The organism is Planococcus sp. ISL-109, from assembly GCF_018613655.1.
Lineage (GTDB): Bacteria > Bacillota > Bacilli > Bacillales_A > Planococcaceae > Planococcus.
Window position 1 is genome coordinate 440,427 of sequence record NZ_JAGGPW010000004.1, and the last position, 19,772, is coordinate 460,198.

General features: G+C 48.1%; 16 protein-coding genes. All 16 read left to right on the top strand.

The genetic code is table 11. The features are described from left to right. Window positions 1-24 precede the first annotated feature (24 nt). Window positions 25-1,236, top strand: a complete 1,212-nt coding sequence (locus J7E21_RS03980; RefSeq protein ID WP_215104960.1) for a M16 family metallopeptidase — start codon at window positions 25-27, stop codon at window positions 1,234-1,236. Window positions 1,237-1,347: 111 nt separating this feature from the next. After that, window positions 1,348-2,358, top strand: a complete 1,011-nt coding sequence (locus tag J7E21_RS03985) for an aspartate-semialdehyde dehydrogenase (RefSeq protein ID WP_251047834.1) — start codon at window positions 1,348-1,350, stop codon at window positions 2,356-2,358. 248 nt (window positions 2,359-2,606) lie between these two features. Beyond that, entirely contained in the window at window positions 2,607-4,274 is a 1,668-nt protein-coding gene (locus J7E21_RS03990) for a ribonuclease J (protein WP_215104964.1), read from the top strand. A gap of 81 nt (window positions 4,275-4,355) precedes the next feature. Then, window positions 4,356-6,779: an FtsK/SpoIIIE family DNA translocase gene (locus J7E21_RS03995; protein WP_215104966.1), complete on the top strand. Its 2,424-nt coding sequence runs from the start codon at window positions 4,356-4,358 to the stop codon at window positions 6,777-6,779. 176 nt (window positions 6,780-6,955) lie between these two features. Continuing rightward, window positions 6,956-7,684 (top strand): GntR family transcriptional regulator, encoded by a 729-nt coding sequence (locus J7E21_RS04000; RefSeq protein WP_215104968.1) that lies wholly within the window; start codon window positions 6,956-6,958, stop codon window positions 7,682-7,684. Between the two features lie 46 nt (window positions 7,685-7,730). Beyond that, the gene (locus J7E21_RS04005; protein WP_215104970.1) at window positions 7,731-8,810 is read left to right on the top strand and encodes a BMP family lipoprotein; all 1,080 of its coding nucleotides are present in this window, start codon (window positions 7,731-7,733) and stop codon (window positions 8,808-8,810) included. Between the two features lie 166 nt (window positions 8,811-8,976). After that, window positions 8,977-10,518 carry an ABC transporter ATP-binding protein gene (locus tag J7E21_RS04010; protein WP_215104972.1) on the top strand — a complete coding sequence of 514 codons (1,542 nt, stop codon included), beginning with the start codon at window positions 8,977-8,979 and terminating at the stop codon, window positions 10,516-10,518. Beyond that, window positions 10,508-11,557 carry an ABC transporter permease gene (locus J7E21_RS04015; protein WP_215104974.1) on the top strand — a complete coding sequence of 350 codons (1,050 nt, stop codon included), beginning with the start codon at window positions 10,508-10,510 and terminating at the stop codon, window positions 11,555-11,557. The genes J7E21_RS04010 and J7E21_RS04015 overlap by 11 nt, the downstream gene beginning before the upstream one ends. Window position 11,558: 1 nt before the next feature. After that, complete coding sequence (locus tag J7E21_RS04020; protein WP_215104975.1) at window positions 11,559-12,518, top strand: ABC transporter permease; 960 nt, start codon at window positions 11,559-11,561, stop codon at window positions 12,516-12,518. 266 nt (window positions 12,519-12,784) lie between these two features. After that, entirely contained in the window at window positions 12,785-14,059 is a 1,275-nt protein-coding gene (gene yfmF, locus J7E21_RS04025) for an EF-P 5-aminopentanol modification-associated protein YfmF (RefSeq protein ID WP_215104977.1), read from the top strand. Continuing rightward, window positions 14,052-15,353 carry an EF-P 5-aminopentanol modification-associated protein YfmH gene (yfmH, locus tag J7E21_RS04030; protein ID WP_215104979.1) on the top strand — a complete coding sequence of 434 codons (1,302 nt, stop codon included), beginning with the start codon at window positions 14,052-14,054 and terminating at the stop codon, window positions 15,351-15,353. The genes yfmF and yfmH overlap by 8 nt, the downstream gene beginning before the upstream one ends. Beyond that, window positions 15,350-16,069, top strand: coding sequence for an elongation factor P 5-aminopentanone reductase (gene ymfI / locus J7E21_RS04035; RefSeq protein ID WP_215104981.1), 720 nt, complete (start codon window positions 15,350-15,352; stop codon window positions 16,067-16,069). The genes yfmH and ymfI overlap by 4 nt, the downstream gene beginning before the upstream one ends. An 85-nt stretch (window positions 16,070-16,154) precedes the next feature. Then, window positions 16,155-16,955 (top strand): YmfK family protein, encoded by an 801-nt coding sequence (locus J7E21_RS04040; protein WP_215104983.1) that lies wholly within the window; start codon window positions 16,155-16,157, stop codon window positions 16,953-16,955. Window positions 16,956-16,966: 11 nt separating this feature from the next. Next, complete coding sequence (locus tag J7E21_RS04045) at window positions 16,967-17,845, top strand: helix-turn-helix domain-containing protein (protein WP_251047781.1); 879 nt, start codon at window positions 16,967-16,969, stop codon at window positions 17,843-17,845. Between the two features lie 49 nt (window positions 17,846-17,894). After that, window positions 17,895-18,473 carry a CDP-diacylglycerol--glycerol-3-phosphate 3-phosphatidyltransferase gene (pgsA, locus tag J7E21_RS04050; RefSeq protein WP_215104985.1) on the top strand — a complete coding sequence of 193 codons (579 nt, stop codon included), beginning with the start codon at window positions 17,895-17,897 and terminating at the stop codon, window positions 18,471-18,473. 21 nt (window positions 18,474-18,494) lie between these two features. Then, window positions 18,495-19,748, top strand: coding sequence for a competence/damage-inducible protein A (locus tag J7E21_RS04055; protein ID WP_215104986.1), 1,254 nt, complete (start codon window positions 18,495-18,497; stop codon window positions 19,746-19,748). Window positions 19,749-19,772 lie beyond the last annotated feature (24 nt).

Below are 19,772 nucleotides of genomic sequence, written 5' to 3' on the forward strand. Positions count from 1 at the left end.
TTTTCATATACAGGGGGTCTTAAAATGGTTACAACTTATACTTGCCAAAACGGCTTGCGCATCGTTTCAGAGCACATCCCGCATTTCCGTTCGGTGTCGGTCGGTGTATTCGTCAATACAGGGTCGCGCGATGAAAGCCCGGAAGAAAACGGCATCACCCATTTTATCGAGCATTTGCTGTTTAAAGGAACGCACACGCGCAGCGCAAAGGATATTGCACGGGAATTCGACCGCATCGGCGGTGATTTGAACGCTTATACTTCAAAAGAATATACGTGCTATTATGCAAAGGTGCTCGATCATCACGCGCCGCTTGCGGTGGACGTACTGGCGGATATGTTCTTCCATTCCGTTATGGAGCCGGAAGAAATCGACAAAGAACGGCTCGTCGTTAAAGAAGAAATCAGCATGACCGAAGATATGGCGGATGACGATGTCCACGAACAATTGTGGCGCGTCATGTATCCCGGCAATGCAATCGGGGCGCCGATTTTAGGAACTGCGGAAACGCTCGACCGCTTTAGGAGAGATCAGATTTTCGATTACATGGAGCGGCATTACACGCCGTCGAATACAGTGGTGTCGGTAGCAGGACATATTGACCAGGCGCTGCTCCGCCAAATTGAACAGTTGTTCGGCACGTTCGAGCGCTCAAATCCTGGCGAAAGACATGTTTTGCCAATATTTGTCCCAGGCCATTCCATCAAGCAGAAAGATACAGAACAAGCGCATCTTTGTTTAGGTTATCCGGGCTTATCGCTGAAAGACGATAGGCTGTTTGCACTTGCGGTAATGAACACGATCGTCGGTGGGTCAATGTCATCGAGGTTGTTCCAGGAAATACGCGAAGACCGCGGACTTGCCTATTCGGTTTATTCGTACCATTCGGCTTATTCAGATCACGGGACGCTCGCCATATACGGCGGAACTGCTACGCATCAAGTGGGGGAAGTGGAAGAATTGATCCGCGGCTCGCTTCAACGCATGCAAGACGGTGACATCAGTGAAGCGGAAGTGGAGGATTCACGTGAGCAACTAAAAGGCAATTTGGTGCTGGGTCTGGAAAGTACCGGTGCGCGGATGAGCCGCAACGGGAAATACGAATTGCTGCACGGTAAGCACCAGACAGCGGACGATATCATCCGGCTGATTGATGCGGTCAAGCGCGAAGATGTGGTGGAATTGATGCAATTGACTGCCCATGCACCAGCCGTTTCCATCATCCGCTCACAATGAACTGTGTGAGTATTCGCTGTAATTTGTTCCTTTACTAAGATAAATTATGTTACAATAACGCAAATTAGTTGTGAAGGAGAGAATCGAGTGAAAACTTATAATGTAGCGATCATGGGCGCCACCGGAGCCGTTGGGCAACAAATGAAAGATCAGTTGGAAAAACGCAAGTTTCCAATCGGCAACATAAAGTTCTTGTCATCTAAACGTTCTGCAGGGAGCAAAATAGAATTCAACGGTGAGTCCTATACGGTAGAAGAAGCCACACCGGATTCTTTTGAAGGCATAGATATTGCGCTGTTCAGTGCAGGGGGCAGCGTTTCAGAAAAATTCGCACCCGAAGCGGTCAAACGCGGTGCGATTGTAGTGGACAATACGAGTGCGTTCCGAATGAACGAAGATGTTCCGCTCGTCGTGCCCGAAGTGAATAAAGAGGCACTGAAAAGCCATTCCGGCGTCATCGCGAATCCGAACTGCTCTACGATTCAAATGGTCTGCGCCTTGCAGCCGTTGAAAGAGAGATTCGGCTTGCGGAAAATCATCGTTTCTACGTACCAAGCTGTATCGGGTGCAGGAATCGACGCGATTAATGAATTGAAAGACCAGGCAGCGGATTTTGATAATGCTGCGACTGCCGAGGCGAAAATATTACCGGTCAAATCAGCCGAGCGCCATTACCCGATTGCGTTCAATGCGGTGCCGCAAATCGATCAATTTGCAGAAAACGGCTATACGCTGGAAGAAATGAAAATGATCAACGAAACGAAAAAAATCATGAATGCACAAAACTTGGCTGTTGCCGCAACTTGTGTGCGCTTGCCAGTGGTGACCGGGCACTCCGAATCGGTTTATGCCGAGTTCGACCGCGCACCGACATTAGAGCAAGTGAGAGATGCGTTGCGCAGTACACCAGGCGTCATTCTTCAGGACGACCCGTCCAAGCAGGAATACCCGATGCCCCTCATGGCAGCCGGAAAAGATGAAGTGTTCGTCGGCCGAATTCGCCAAGACCTGGACAATCCAAATGGCTATCATCTGTGGGTCGTCTCCGATAATTTGATCAAAGGCGCTGCGTTGAATTCCGTTCAGATTGCGGAAGCGCTTATCGAAGAACAGTTGCTGTAAAATTAAATGCGGCCTTCTTAACAAGCCGGCAATCTGTCCAGAAACTGAGCCACACGTATCGCTGGGAAGTGTTTGCTTCTTGAGCGAGAGCGTGTGGCTTTTGTGGTTGGGGTCAATCATTGCTGTCTATTTTGTGTGCTGATTCCCCCAAAAGGCAGAGATTATTTTTTCTTTGGACTGTTAACGGTGATTACCGTATAATGAAGACTATGGATCTGTACGGGTGAAATATTTTAGGAGGAAATCAATTGAGTAAAATTAAAAATGAAGTCATTAAAGTCATTCCGCTCGGCGGAGTAGGAGAAGTTGGGAAAGCGATGTACGTCATCGATATTGATGATGATCTGTTCGTCGTTGATAGCGGGTTGATGTTCCCGGAAGATGAGATGCTCGGCGTCGACATCGTTATTCCGGACGTCACCTATCTTGAAGAAAACAAAGACCGTGTCAAAGGGATTTTTCTGACGCATGGCCATGAAGATGCGATCGGTTCGATTGCTTATCTATTGAAGAAAGTCCAAGCGCCGGTTTATGGCTCGAAGTTGACCATCGCGCTAGCGAAAGAGCACGTGAAAGAACTTGGTTCACTCAAGCATCATAAATTCTTTGAAGTGACCAATAAGAGCCGGATGAATTTCGATAAAACCCATGTGACATTTTTCCATACAACACACAGCATACCGGATGCGCTCGGCATCGTCTTCCACACATCAGAAGGCGCGATTGTCCACACGGGCGAGTTCAAATTCGACCAATCGATGCAAGGCAGCTACCGCCCGGATTATGCTAAAATGGCGAAACTCGGGGAAGACGGCGTCCTTATGCTGATGTCCGACTCGACAGAAGCCGAGCGCCCAGGATATACGACTTCCGAAACAGTTGTTGCAGACCATATCCTGACAGCATTCCACCAAGCGCCGGGACGCATTCTCGTATCACTTTATTCATCAAACTTCATCCGTATCCAACAAGTGTTCGATATTGCAAAGCAAACCGGTAAAAAAGTGGCTGTAGTCGGCAAAAGCTTGGAAAAGAGCTATGAAGTCGGCTTGCGTCTAGACTATTTGCAAGTGGACGAAGAAACGGTCATTTCTGTAAAAGATCTCGAAAAATACAACGACGATGAAGTCGTCATCATCGTGACGGGCAATCAAGGCGAGCCTCTCGAAGCGCTCGACAAAATGGTCAAGCGCCAGCACAAAGATATCCGCATCAATGAAACAGATACCGTATTGATCACATTCACCCCGTCCCCTGGCATGGAAGTGCCGATGTTCCAGACGATGAACAAGCTGGCAAAAGCAGGCGCCAAAGTCTTGACATCGAATAAAAAAGTTCACGTCTCCGGGCATGGCAGCCAGGAAGACTTGAAGATGATGCTGAACTTGATGCAGCCGAAATATTTTATCCCGATCCAAGGCGAATACAAAATGCTGATTGCCCATTCCAAACTGGCTCAGCAAGTCGGGATCGCAAAATCTAATATCTTCATCGCCGATAAAGGCGATATTGTCGAATACCGTAAAGAAAAAGTGCGCATGAGCGGCCGCGTGACGGCAGGCAATGTGTTGATCGATGGGATCGGCATTGGCGATGTTGGAAATATTGTACTTCGCGACCGTAAATTGTTGTCGCAAGATGGTATTTTTATTGTAGTTGTCACGTTGAACCGCAAAGAAAAACGCATCGCTTCTGGTCCTGAAATCATATCCAGAGGTTTTGTCTACGTCCGTGAATCAGAGAAGTTGCTGGATGAGTCTAGCCAACTAGTCCATAAAGTGGTCGACAAATACGTGACGCGCGATGCATTCGAGTGGAACAATATCAAACAGGAAATCCGTGATACGCTCAATTCGTATTTGTACCAGCAGACGAAACGGCGCCCGATGATCATTCCAATTATCATGGAATACTAAGCTAAGAATACAAGTAAAGGGATTCCGTACCGATTCAATCGGCAGGAATCCCTTTTATTACGGAAGAAAAGAGGGAATCACATGGCGCGAAGCCGTACGACCACAAAAACGACCGCAAAGCCGCGTACCAAACCGCGGACCAATCCACGGACCAAACCGAAAACGAACAAGAAGAAAATACAGCCGATGCCGATGATTGCTTATGAAGTGATCGGACTCGTCCTCATCGCCATCGCCATCCTGATGGTCTTCCGGCTCGGCTTGATCGGCCGCATGTTCAATAACATTGCTGAGTTTTTAGCGGGTTATTTGGCATTTCTCGTTCCAATAGCGCTGATTGCTGCGGCGCTCCATATTATGGTGAAGCGTGGCGTTCCGAAAGTCCGGCTGAAAACGGCAGCGGGTTCATTGTTTGTGATCGCGGGGGCTTTGCTCTTCAGCCATTTGATTTGGGCAGCTGGCTCGATACTGCCAATCACTTCTAGCAATGTGGTGTCTGAAACGTCCAAAATGACGCAAATGACCGGAACGATTTGGGGAGATTTCCAGGCTACCGGCGGCGGGATTTTGGGTGCGTTCATATTCGCCATGCTTCATGTTCTTTTTGCCACTGCCGGCACATGGGTGATCGCTTTCATCCTTGTATCGATTGGTGCCATCATTTTGACAGGAAAAACAGCAGCGCCATTTATTGCAGAACGCTTGCCGGCTGCAGGCGAGACAATGCGTTCTTTCATCGAGCGCATCAAGCCGGAAAAATTCGAGCCCGAGAAAAAGCCGCGCAGAAAATCAGCACCGGAAAAAGTGCTCGAAATGAACGATCAACTGTCATATGATGATGCGCTGGAAGAGTCCGAAAAGACCTTTGTCTTCGACCAGGAAGAAGCGGAAGTCCAGCCGGATGACGCTGCAGAAAAAGAGCCGATCATTTCCGCTTTCACAGAAAACGTCAAGCAGAAACGGCAAACGGCGAATGCAAAAACGCAGAACTCCGACACGACGGAAGAAGTCAGGCACGTCGACCCGGAAACAGGCGAAATTTTGAAAGAATCAGTCATTTCATTGAAGGAGGAAGCGGAAAATGAAGATTACACGTTGCCTCCGATTGATTTATTGACCTTGCCGCCGCATAGTGACCAAAGCGGGGAATATTCCGGGATTCAAAAAAATGCAAAAAAACTGGAAAAAACCTTCGAAAGTTTCGGTGTGCGCGCGAAAGTGACGCAAGTCCACCTAGGACCTGCCGTCACGAAATACGAAGTGCTGCCGGATGTCGGCGTGAAAGTCAGCAAAATCGTCAGCCTCCACGATGATCTGGCGCTGGCACTTGCGGCGCGCGATATCCGCATCGAAGCACCGATACCAGGGAAATCGGCGATAGGCATCGAAGTCCCGAACACCGAAGTGGCTGTTGTTAGTTTGCGTGAAGTGCTGGAATCCGAAGAAAATAACCGGCCGGATTCGAAATTGCTGTTCGCCCTTGGCCGGGACGTCACAGGCCAGGCGGTGATGACTGAGCTGAATAAGATGCCCCACCTGCTCGTTGCAGGGTCGACCGGCAGCGGGAAATCGGTTTGCATCAACGGCATCATTACAAGCATCATTATGCGGGCCAAGCCACATGAAGTGAAAATGATGATGATCGACCCGAAAATGGTCGAATTGAATGTTTATAATGGTATTCCGCATCTGCTCGCACCGGTCGTCACAGACCCAAGAAAAGCCGCTCAAGCACTGAAGAAAATCGTCTCGGAAATGGAGCGGCGCTATGAGCTCTTCTCCCATACCGGCACACGTAACATCGAAGGATACAACGAATACGTCAAAAAGTTCAATGAAGAAAATGAAGAAAAGCATCCGAAACTGCCGTTCATCGTCGTAATCGTCGATGAATTGGCCGATTTAATGATGGTTGCTTCTAATGACGTGGAAGATGCCATCACCCGCCTTGCCCAAATGGCTCGTGCTGCGGGTATCCATTTGATCATCGCGACGCAACGCCCGAGCGTCAATGTCATTACCGGTGTCATCAAAGCGAATATACCATCACGCATCGCGTTTGCCGTATCATCTGCCATCGATTCACGGACCATACTCGACATGGGTGGAGCGGAGAAACTGCTGGGCCGAGGTGATATGCTGTTTCTCGGTGCAGGGCAATCAAAACCTGTGCGTGTCCAAGGTGCGTTCCTGTCAGATGCAGAAGTAGAGAAGATCGTCGACTTTTCCATCGAGCAACAAAAAGCGCAATATCAAGAAGACATGATTCCGTCTGATGTCGAAGAAGTGAGCGTCGATGCAGAAACAGACGCACTATACGATGATGCTGTCCAATTGGTCACGGAAATGCAGACCGCGTCCGTATCGATGCTACAGCGCAGATTCCGCGTCGGCTATTCGCGTGCGGCGCGCATTATAGATCAAATGGAGCAGCGCGGCGTGGTCGGACCTTATGAGGGGAGTAAGCCACGGCACGTTCTAGTTCCTAAGCAGGAAGACTATTGAGTCGGCACTGGCTGTTTGGTGACAAAATGTTTAGAATTTGAGGAAGCTTGTTCACGAAAATTCGCAGAATTCGACAAATTGCTATTTATTTCACTCCTATTAAATGGTATAGTATTTCTGATTAGTAGGAATGTTTTACATCAGATGTCTGATCTCTGTCATGGGTGGTGAATCATATGACGATCAAATCGGATCACCGTGCTTTGTATCTTCAAGTGATCGATCGAATGAAGCAAGATATTGCGGCGGGTGTCTATAAAGAAAAAGAGAAATTGCCATCTGAATTCGAATTATCGAAATCACTTGGAGTGAGCCGTGCAACTTTACGTGAGGCGCTGCGGCTTCTCGAAGAGGATAATATCATCGTCAGGCGCCACGGAGTCGGAACCTTTGTCAATTCGAAACCGGTCTTTTCATCGGGCATCGAAGAATTGACCAGCATCTCCGATATGATCCGTCAGGCGGGAATGGAACCCGGAGTAGTCTATTTGAGTACTTCGGAGTCCCTTTGTTCTGAAGAAGATGTTAACCGCTTTCATTGCAATCCGAGTGATACTGTCATTTCAATTGAACGCGTCCGGACGGCGAACGGGGAGCCTGTCGTCTATTGCATCGACAAAGTGCCTTCCGTCTACATGCCTGAAGGTTTTCTCGGACGCAAAGAAAGTTCCATATTCTCGGCACTAGAAGAATCCGGCGAAATCCGTATCTCGTATGCGGTCACCTTCATTGACCCGACTGGCTATCATGAAGAGGCGTCGCCAATTCTTGAATGTGACCCAGAAACCGCATTACTCGTATTAAAACAGCATCACTACGATGAAAACGATCGCTTGGTGCTGTATTCAAAGAACTATTTCCGGGCTGATAAATTCAGCTTCCACGTAGTTCGCAAACGTCTGTAAACATCTGATTCCTGCTATTATCAAAATTACCTTGGGGGTTATTACATTGATTAAACGTAAATTTGGCGTAGGTTTATCATTAATGCTGGCAGCTGGAGTTTTAGCGGCATGCGGTAGCGAAGAAGACACATCAAACGGCGGCGAGTCTGCTGAAGGCGGAGAAAGCACTGAAGAAGCAAGTGATTTCTCAGTAGCGATGGTAACGGATGTCGGCGGTGTCGATGACAAATCCTTCAACCAATCCGCTTGGGAAGGAACCAAGCAGTTTGGTGAAGAAAACGGCCTCGAAAAAGGAGACGGCGGGTATGATTACCTCCAGTCCGCTTCTGATGCTGACTACAACACAAACCTCAACAACTTGATCCGCCGTGATTTTGACGTAGTATTCGGTATCGGCTTCTTGATGGAAGGTGCTGTAAAAGAAATCGCTGAGCAGCAGCCTGACGCACAAATTGCTATCATCGATGCAGTTGTTGACGCTCCTAACGTAGCAAGCGTTATGTTCAAAGAGCAAGAAGGAGCATTCCTTGCAGGAGTTGCAGCGGCATTGATGACTGAAACTGATAAGATCGGCTTTGTCGGCGGGATGGAAATTCCTGTTATCGAGCGTTTTGAAGCTGGATTCAAAGAAGGCGTAAAAGCGGTTGATGAGTCAATCGAAGTCGATGTTCAATACACAGGTGCTTTTGATAAAGCGGAATTAGGTAAAACAACAGCTAACCATATGTACGGCGCTGGAGCTGATATTATCTTCCACGCAGCAGGCGGAACAGGAAATGGTGTTTTCACAGAAGCAAAAGAGCGTAAAGAAGCAGATCCGGATGCAGACGTCTGGGTTATCGGCGTTGACGCTGACCAATATGAAGAAGGCCAGACTGGCGATGCGAACGTTACATTGACATCTGTCTTGAAGCGAGTAGATACAGCGGTTATGAACATTTCGGAACAAGCGATGAACGGAGAATTCCCAGGTGGCGAAACAGTTACTTACGGTTTGTCTGATGAAGGGGTTGGCCTTGCGGATTCACGCGGTGCGATTCCGGAAGATGTCATGGCTCAAATCGAAGAATATAAAGAAAAAGTAATTTCTGGAGAAATCGAAGTTCCTGAAACACTTTCCGAATAAGCTGTAGTCAAATACGGTCATCATAAAGACCGGGTAGCCGGTCTTTATGATTTTTTTTCGTCTATTTTTCGAAAGATTAATAGATGAAAGGTTTCTGCAGAAAGAAGCCTTTCATGTATTAATTCATTTAATGAAGAAATAACCAGTTTTCGAGGGAGTGAAAACCGTGGAATATGTAATTGAAATGCTGAACATCCGCAAAGAGTTCGGGAATTTTGTCGCGAACGACAATATCACCCTCCAACTTGAAAAAGGTGAAATTCACGCACTGCTCGGTGAAAATGGGGCAGGAAAATCCACCTTGATGAACGTCTTGTTCGGATTGTACCAACCGGAAGGCGGCGAAATCCGGGTAAGAGGAAAAAAAGTGGATATTACCGATCCGAACGTAGCAAATGAGCTCGGAATCGGCATGGTCCATCAGCATTTCATGCTCGTCGAGAATTTCAGTGTCACCGAAAACATCATTCTCGGCAGTGAACCGACCAAGATAGGCGTGACGAACAAAAAAGACGCAGCAAAAAAAGTTGCGGATTTATCAAAAAAATATGGCTTGAATGTCGATCCATACGCCATCATTGAAGATATTTCAGTCGGCATGCAGCAGCGCGTCGAAATTCTGAAAACGCTTTACCGCGGAGCGGAGATCCTCATATTCGATGAGCCGACCGCATCATTGACGCCTCAGGAAATCACGGAATTGGTTCAGATCATGAAACGGTTGATCGCTGAAGGCAAATCAATCATCCTCATCACCCATAAATTGAAGGAAATAATGGATGTCTCAGACCGTGTGACGGTCATCCGCAAAGGACAAGGCATCGGAACCGTAATCACTGCCGAAACGAACCCAAACGAACTGGCCGCTTTAATGGTCGGGCGCCAAGTGACATTCAAAACTGAAAAAGGCCCGGCACATCCGACAGAAGAAACCTTAACGGTCAAAGATTTAGTGGTTGAAGATTACCGCGGCATTGCCAAAGTGAAAAACTTGAATCTTTCTGTCCGTAAAGGTGAAATTGTCGGAATTGCAGGAATTGACGGAAATGGCCAGTCGGAATTGATTGAAGCGATTACAGGGCTTCGCAAAGTCAAAAGCGGCCATATCTTGATCCACGGCAAAGACGTTACGGGAATGAAACCGAGAAAAGTGACGGAGTCCGGCGTCGGCCACATTCCACAGGATCGCCACAAGCACGGCTTGGTGCTCGATTTCCCGATAGGCCATAATATCGCCTTGCAAACTTATTATATGGCGCCTATCTCAAAGTCCGGAATCATGGACTATAACAAGATCACGGAAAAAGCGCAGCAAATCATCAAAGATTTCGATGTTCGAACGCAAGGGCCTCATGAACCGGCTCGCGCTTTGTCAGGAGGCAATCAGCAAAAAGCGATTATCGGACGAGAAGTCGACCGAAATCCGGATCTACTCATCGCCGCACTTCCGACACGTGGGTTGGATGTTGGTGCAATTGAATTTATCCATAGCCGGCTGATTGAACAGCGCGATAACGGCAAAGCCGTTTTGCTGATTTCATTTGAACTGGACGAGGTCATGAACGTTTCAGACCGAATCGCCGTTATCCACGACGGGGAAATCGTCGATGTTGTGATTCCGGAAGAAACAACTGAACAAGAACTCGGCCTGCTTATGGCAGGACACGCGGAAAAAGCGAAGAAAGGTGGGGAGCACCGTGTCGAATAGAGCGACAAACTTGCTGGTCCCGATCGTTTCCGTAGTGCTCGGCCTTATTGTAGGGGCGATCATCATGCTCGTCAGCGGCTATAACCCAATCGAGGGCTATGCTGCATTATGGAACGGAATTTTTGGGGACCTTTACACAATCGGTGAAACGCTTCGCCAAATTACACCATACTTACTGGCAGGTTTGGCAGTGGCTTTCGCGTTCCGCTCCGGTTTGTTCAATATCGGAGTCGAAGGGCAATTGATTGTCGGCTGGTTTGCCGCAGCATACGTAGGTGTGGCTGTCGAATTGCCGAAAATCATCCACTTGCCGCTTGCTATTTTGGCGGCGGCTGTAGCTGGAGCTTTATGGGGCTTTGTGCCAGGGCTGTTAAAAGCCAAGTTCCGTGTTCATGAAGTTATCGTCACTATCATGATGAACTATATTGCGCTTCATGTTACAAACGCTTTGATTAGAACCGTTTCAGAAGGTGGAGACCGCACCGAGCGGATTTTCGCCAGTGCTTCACTTCGTTCTGAGTTCCTGGAGAACTTGACGGAATTTTCCCGACTGCATTTCGGTTTATTGCTGGCGCTTATCATGGTCGGTGTCATGTGGTTTATCTTAGAAAAAACGACGCTCGGCTTTGAATTGAAAGCAGTTGGTTTCAACCAGCACGCTTCTGAATATGCCGGGATGAGCGTCAATAAGAACATCATCCTCGCGATGGTCATTTCCGGTGCATTTGCCGGACTTGCCGGTGCGATGGAAGCACTCGGAACGTTCGAATATGTTTCATCGAAAGGCGGCTTTACTGGGATTGGATTTGATGGAATCGCGGTTGCCCTGCTCGGGATGAACACGCCGCTTGGAGTCATTTTCGGTGCGACCCTATTCGGTTCCTTGAAATACGGCGCACTCAATATGCCGAATGCCGCCGGGATTCCGATTGAAATCGTTGAAATTGTCATCGCCGTGATCATCTTCTTCGTAGCATCCGGCTATATCATTCGTTTGCTGCTGCTCCGAGCAGCTGGCAAAAAGAAGGAGGCGAAGTGATATGAGCTTTTTAGATATCCTGTATTTCATCGTCCCTTCGGCGATTTTCTATGCAGCACCGCTAATTCTTGTGGCAATCGGCGGGGTGTTTTCCGAGCGTTCGGGTGTCGTCAATATCGGCCTCGAAGGATTGATGGTCATTGGGGCATTTGTCGGGATTTTGTTCAACTTGCTTTTTGCGGATACATTCGGCGGACTGACGCCGTGGCTGGCTCTGATAGCTGCAATGGTGGCGGCGCTCTTACTGTCGCTGCTTCATGCGGTCGCGTCGATCTCGTTCCGCGCAGACCAAGTTGTTTCGGGTGTAGCCATTAACTTATTGGCGATTGCTTTAGCACTTTACTTGGTGAAAAGTATTTTCGATAAAGGCCAGACGGATTTCATCAGCGAACGGTTTTCCCGTTATAATGTGCCGATCCTCTCGGACATTCCGGTAATCGGCCCATTATTTTTCACTTCCGTCTATAACACCTCATTCTTTGCGATTGCGGTTGCGTTCTTGGCGTGGTTCGTCATCTACAAGACGCCATTCGGTTTGCGGTTGCGAGCAGTCGGTGAGCATCCGATGGCAGCCGATACGATGGGCATCAACGTCGCAAGAATGCGTTACGTTGCAGTTATGATCTCCGGTGCTCTTGCTGGAATCGGCGGCGCGATTTATGCACAGACAATTACCGGTGATTTCGGGCATGCGACGATCAACGGCCAAGGATTCATGGCGCTTGCTGCGATGATCTTCGGAAAATGGCATCCACTTGGTGCAATGGGCGCGGCCTTGTTCTTCGGCTTTGCACAGTCACTCAGCATTGTCGGTTCATCAATTCCGGTGATCCAGGAAATTCCGAATGTCTTCCTTTTGATACTTCCTTATGTGCTGACGATTCTTGCACTGGCTGGCTTTATCGGCCGCGCGAATGCACCGAAAGCGAACGGAAAACCGTATATTAAAGGACAACGATAATAATTACACCAGTTATTTCTGGCGGATAATGAAACTGATGGGGACTTTCCCCATCTTTTTTTTATGTATACTGGTTTCACCTCGGCCGTTCGGCAATTCCTCATGCATGAAGCTGAAATAACAGAGCTAATTTGGAGAATAACTGTTAATCGGGCAAACTGGTGGGAATCTCCTAGCTTTTTCCGTTTGTTTCCTCCAGTTTCATTGCAATTAAAGGAAAAAGTCCGGTATAGTTAGTGTAAGAACGATGAGAGGGGTATCAAAACATGTTTGAAACCAAAACAATTTCCAAAGGCGTCAACGTCCATGTCAATGAGACGACGCAGTTTAAAACGATAAATTTCTCAATCCGCTTTAAAGATCGCTTAACAGAGGAAAACGCTTCAGCCCGCGCGATTTTGGCGAATGTCTTACAACATAGCAATGAAAAGTACCCATCTCATACAGCGCTTCGCATGGTGCTTGATGATTTATACGGAACTTCCCTTTACATAGATACGACAAAGCGCGGAGATGATCATATCATCAGCTTGAATGTCGAAACCGTCAACGATCAATATTTGTCGGAAGAAGGCGTTCTGGAAAAGGTGTTGAACTTGATGTATCTCATGCTGTTCAAGCCGAATTTCGAAAACGGCTTGTTCAAAGAGAGTATTTTCAAGCGTGAGCAAGAATCGATCATTCAGCGCATCGAGTCGGTGTTTGACGACAAAACCCGCTATGCACAACAGCGCTTGATGGACATGGCGCTTCCGGGGCACCCGGCATCAATTTCTTCCAACGGCTCTATTGAGAAAGTAAAAGCCGTGACGAGCGAGGCTCTTGTATCGGCTTACCGGAATATGCTGGATAACAATGAAGTGGATATTTATGTAGTTGGAGACGTTTCACCGGACCACATCACCTCGCACATCCGCGATTATTTCCACTTTGCTGACCGGCAGCAGTTGCCTAAAAAACAACAAAGCCAATTGCATACCCCAAGCAAATCACGTGTGCTCGAATTCGAAGACATGAAACAAGGCAAATTGCATATGCTGTTTTTCACACCGGTGACTTTCCGCGACGAGGAATTTCCTGTCATGCAATTAATGAACGGTATTTTTGGCGGTTATGCGCACTCCAAGCTGTTCGCTAATATACGAGAAAAAGAAAGCATGGCCTATTACGTTTCAAGCTCATACGCTTCGCAATTCGGCCTGATGTTCGTCCTGGCCGGCATTGACAGCAAGCTTGAAAAAAAGGCGGTTTCTTTGATCCTCGAGCAATTGGAGGAAATGAAGCAAGGCCATATTACTGATGTCGAACTGGATCAAACAAAAGCGCTGCTGACCAACCAATTAAAAGAAGCGCTCGACTCTGCCAGAGGGCAAATTGATATTTACGATCAATACAAAGAGCTATCCGAAACGTTTGAACCTGCATTTCTGATTGAAAGATGGGAAAAAGTGACAAAAGAAATAATTGCACAAGAAGCCCGAAAAGTCAGCTTGCAAATGACTTACTTCTTGTCTGGCAAGGAGGATGAAACGGATGAATAAAGTGGATTTTAATCAATTGGAAGAAACGCTCTATCATGAACAATTGCCGAACGGCTTGACTGTCTATATTTTGCCGAAGCGGGATTTTTCAAAAACTTATGCGACCTTTACGACCAAATACGGATCTATCGATAACCATTTTGTCCCACTCGGCGAAAAGGAAGCCATTCAAGTACCGGATGGCATAGCGCATTTTCTGGAGCATAAAATGTTCGAAAAAGAAAAAGGCGACATCTTTCAGGAATTCAGCAAAAATGGCGCTTCCGCCAATGCCTTCACATCGTTTACGAGAACCGCGTATTTGTTCTCGGCAACTGGGCGGATCCAAGAAAATGTGACGACTTTACTGGATTTTGTGCAAAGCCCATATTTTACAGAACAAACGGTCGAAAAAGAAAAAGGCATCATTGCGCAGGAAATTACGATGTACGACGACCAGGCCGACTGGCGCTTGTATTTCGGCATCATCGAAAACTTGTATAAAAACCATCCGGTGAAAATCGATATCGCCGGCACGGTCGCATCTATCCAGGACATTACGGCAGAGCATTTGTATACGTGCTACCATACGTTCTATCATCCTTCGAACATGGCTTTGTTCATCGTCGGAAACGTAGAACCCGATAGCATGATGCAGCTTGTTAAAGACAACCAAGCCGCTAAAACCTTTGATGCACCGGCGCCGATCGAACGCATATTCCCGCAAGAGCCGAAAGAAGCTGCGGTCAAAGAGCGGATTTTGGAGATGGGCGTACAAAAGCCGAAGCTTTTCGTCGGTGTTAAACCGGAGCGGCTTGATCTGCACGGGCCGGAAATGCTCAAGCATGAACTGTCGGCACAGCTCGCGTATGAATTATTATTCGGGAGAACATCGGATTTTTATCACGAAGCCTACGAAAACGGCTGGATCGATGAATCGTATTCATTCGACTACTCCTTGGAAAGCGGATTCGGTTACGCATTGATCGGGTCGGACACGAATGAACCGGAAAAACTGTCAGAGGAAATCAAGAAAGCCATACACCAGGCAGTGGAAAAATGGCCGTTCGGTCAAGAAGATCTGGACCGTGTGCGCCGCAAGAAGATCGGCTTTTTCATGCGCGCACTCAACTCCCCGGAATACATCGCCAATCAATTTACGCAATATGCGTTCAACGGCATGAATTTGTTCGATGTTGTTCCAGTGCTTGAGGAAATTGAAGTGGTCGATTTGCAGAACGCTTTCGCAAGCGTCAGCGCAGAAAGCCAGCAATCGGTCTTTACCATCAAGCCGCCGGAGAACGGGCAGGCGTGAAACGATTTGCGCTCATTCTAGGGGCTTCGGGCGACATCGGCGGTGCCATCGCAAAACAACTAGCCGATGACGGCTGGTCCCTTTATCTTCATTACCATACAAGACCTGTTGAAGTATTTGCAGGTGAGCTTCGCGAACAATATGCCGGACAGGAATTCATCCCTGTCCAAGCGGATTTCACGAAAGATGACGGAGCGCAGCAGGTGGCACGTCATGTCTTCGACAGCTCGTGCATCGTGTGTGCAAGCGGCCATGCATTATCAGGCTTGCTGCAAGACACAACCCATGAAGACCAGGATGCCCTTTGGCGGGTTCATGTGAAAAACCCGGTCGAAACGGTGCGGCTGCTATCGCCTTATTTTAGAAGGCATACGAAATCCTATGTCGTGTTTATCGCGTCAATCTGGGGCGAAACCGGTGCTTCGATGGAAACGGCGTATTCAGCCGTAAAAGGAGCCCAGCTCGCTTTTACAAAAGCATATGCGAAAGAAATGGCTCCGTCCGGAACGCGCGTCAATGCGATTTCGCCTGGGCTGATCCGCACGAAAATGAATGCCGGATTATCCGTGGATGAGTGGGGTAAATTGGAAGAAGAAATTCCGCTCGGTGCCGGATCGCCGGAAGACATCGCCCATGCGGTGTCATTTCTGGTAGGCGGCAAAGCCGATTACATCACAGGACAGACCATTCGCGTAAACGGCGGCTGGCTCATCTAGCGAACTGCGTCTTTTCATGAACAGCCATGTAGGCTATTATAAAGACAAAGCACCAGGATTTCCGTAGGAGAAGGGAGAGTGGAGCATGAAAGAGTGGTATTTTGAATACGAAATTCAAGTGAACCGTCCGGGCTTGCTCGGGGATATCGCATCACTGCTGGGCATGCTGCGTGTCAATATCGTCACCATTAATGGGGTCGATCAAGGGCGCCGCGGCATGCTATTGCGTGCAGAGCATGACGTTCAAATCGAACGTTTTGAACAAATCCTGTCGACCATCGAGACGATTGCTGTGACAAAATTCCGTGAACCGAAACTGCGGGATATACTCGCGGTACGCCATGGCCGCTATATCCAGCGTGATGCCGATGACCGCAAGACATTCCGCTTTGTGCGGGATGAATTGGGTCTGCTCGTTGACTTCATGGCGGAAATCTTCAAGCAGGAAGGCCATAAATTGGTCGGAATACGTGGCATGCCGCGTGTCGGCAAAACCGAGTCGGTCGTCGCTGCAAGCGTCAGCGCCAACAAGAAATGGATTTTCCTTTCATCGACGATGATCAAACAAACCGTCCGCAACCAATTGATGGGTGATGAGCACAATGATAATAATATCTTCATTTTGGACGGCATCGTTACGAGGCGTTCTGCGGATGAGCGGCATCTTCAGCTTGTCCGGGAAATGATGCGCATGCCGACAATTAAAGTGGTGGAACATCCAGATAAGTTTGTGGAGCATTCCGAATACAGCATCGATGATTTTGACTACATCATTGAACTCCGCCATCATCCAGAAGAGAAAATCACATACGAAGTATTAGAGAGAAACACGTTTATGAACAATAAAGACCAAATGGACATGTTCGGCGACGGGTTCAATTTTTAAGCAGGCAGGTGATGATGATGGGACAATTGGGTGCCAAGCTGAAACGAGCAAGGCTTGACCAAGGCTTTAGCTTAGAGGAACTTCAACAACGCACGAAAATCCAGAAGCATTATCTTGAAGGCATTGAAGCAGGGAATTATTCAGCAATCCCCGGCGCTTTTTACGTGCGCGCCTTTATTAAGCGCTATGCACAAGCGGTAGGCCTCAACGGAGATGCACTGCTTGCAGAGCATGAAAGTGAGTTGCCGGAAGAACAAGCTACTGCGCCGCCGGCCGACCATTTTGCTAGGCGTTCAGAGCCGAAAAAACGCAGCTCAGGCCCGATGCCTGAAGCGATGCCGAAAATACTAGTAGCTCTTTTCATTGTCTTTATCCTTTTGGTCATATGGTATTTCTATTTGCTCAGCACATCAGGAAACGGTGTTGAGCCGGCAGATGAAGGCGGCGGCGGGGTCGAGTACGAAGCTCCTGCTGAACAGGAACGGGAAGAGCAGCCGGATTCAGCTCCTGAAGATGCTCCTGAAGAAGAGCAGGCTGCTGAACCGGAAGAAGCACCGAAAGAAGCATCAGCCGAACTGGCATTGGAAGGCGTATCGGGTGAAACGACGACATATCTTTTTACAGGGCCAACGGACAAGCAACTGGACTTTACGGCAACCGGTGATTCCTGGGTTAGCGTCATAAGTGATGATGGTGCCGAATTGCTGAGCTTGGCCCGTGTTTTCGGGGCAGGTGAAACGGAAACCTTGGATGTATCGGATGAAACGAGTGTTTTTATGCGCATTGGAGATTACGCCATGTTAACAATTGAATTGAACGGTGAACAAGTACCGTATGAACAGGAACGAAAACCGCAAAACATCATCATCCGCTTTGATGATGCCGAATAGCCATCGTTCGATGGCTATTTTTTCTGTAACGATTGAAAGGAGAAAATAAATGAATATTCCAAACCAAATCACCATTTCCCGAATTTTGCTTATCCCGATTTTCATGGCATTCATGCTCATTGATTTCGGCTGGGGAGATATCACTCTTTTAGGGGCAAGCATGCCTATTGCCCATTTGGTCGGGGCCCTGATCTTCCTGTTTGCTTCTGCAACCGACTGGGTGGACGGTTATTACGCGCGCAAATACAATTTGGTGACAACTTTCGGCAAATTTTTAGATCCGCTCGCCGATAAATTGCTCGTCTCGGCCGCTTTGATCATCCTCGTGGAGCTTGGGTTTGCTCCGGCGTGGGTTGTTATTTTAATCATCAGCCGCGAATTCGCAGTGACGGGGCTGCGACTTGTACTCGCTGGTGAAGGGGAAGTCGTGGCTGCTGGAAACCTTGGAAAGATCAAGACCGTTACGCAAATCTTTGCGATTGCCGCTTTATTGCTTTATAATATTGGTTTTGTCTTAGTGGGCATTCCGTTCGGAGAAATAATGCTTTATATCGCGTTGATCTTTACGGTTTGGTCTGGGTGGGATTATTTCTATGTTAATCGCAAAGGGCTTATGGCGTCTAAATAAGGTTTGACTGGAGGAAGATGGATGAATGCTGAAATCATTGCAGTCGGCTCAGAGCTATTGCTCGGCCAAATCACCAATACCAATGCCCGCTTTATTTCGGGGAATTTAGCTGAAATCGGCATTAATGTTTATTACCATACCGTCGTCGGCGACAATGCGGACAGATTAAAAGAAACGATTGCCATTGCGGAGTCGCGTGCAGACTTGATCATCTTCACGGGCGGTCTCGGGCCGACGAAAGACGATCTGACAAAAGAAACGATTGCGAAACATCTTGGGACGACCCTTGCGATGGACGAGGAAGCCATGGTGTCCATCGCGGCATTTTTCGAACGCGCAGGACGCCCGATGACCGAAAACAACAAAAAGCAGGCGCTCGTACTCTCAGGGAGCGAGGTGCTCTTCAACGACAACGGCATGGCACCGGGAATGATGTATAAAAACGGCAAATATGTATATATGCTATTGCCAGGTCCGCCGCATGAAATGGAGCCGATGTTCCAATTCGAAGCCAAGCCGAAACTGATTCGCCTGCTAAACAAGGAAGATGTCATCCTGTCGCACGTGCTGCGGTTTTATGGCATTGGGGAAGCGGAGTTGGAAGATCGCCTGCAGGACATTTTGGATAAACAGACCAATCCGACGATTGCACCGCTTGCGTCAGCCGGGGAAGTGACATTGCGCATTACTGCCAAGACAGACAGTGCAGATGAAGCGTGGAAATTGATCAATTCAGCAAAAGAAGAGATCTTGGAGCGTGTCGGCCAATATTTATATGGCTATGATGATGATTCCCTCGCCTCGAAGGCCATCGACTTATTAAAAGAACAGGGCAAAACCGTTTCAGCAGCCGAAAGCTTAACGGCGGGTTTGTTCCAGTCCGAGCTCGCTTCAGTTCCTGGAGCCAGTGCGGTCCTAAGCGGCGGTGTTGTTACTTATAATGAACAAATGAAAATCCAGCAGCTCGGCATCATGCCAGACTTTTTCGGACAGCATTCCGTCGTCAGCGAAGAAACAGCTGCTGCGATGGCGACCGCGGTGCGCGATAAATTCAACACCGATATCAGCATCGCCCTTACCGGAGCAGCTGGTCCGGATGCTCACGGAGAACAGCCAGCCGGTACGGTTTGGATCGGTATTGCCAGTGATCAAGGGACGAAAACCTATCACCTTCAGCTGTCGGGGATGCGCAACACGAACCGCATTCGGGCAGTGAAATTGGCGCTTTATTACTTAATACGAACACTGATGGAAGAAGACGCACGCAAAATTTAATTTTGCGTGTTTTTTCACGTCCAT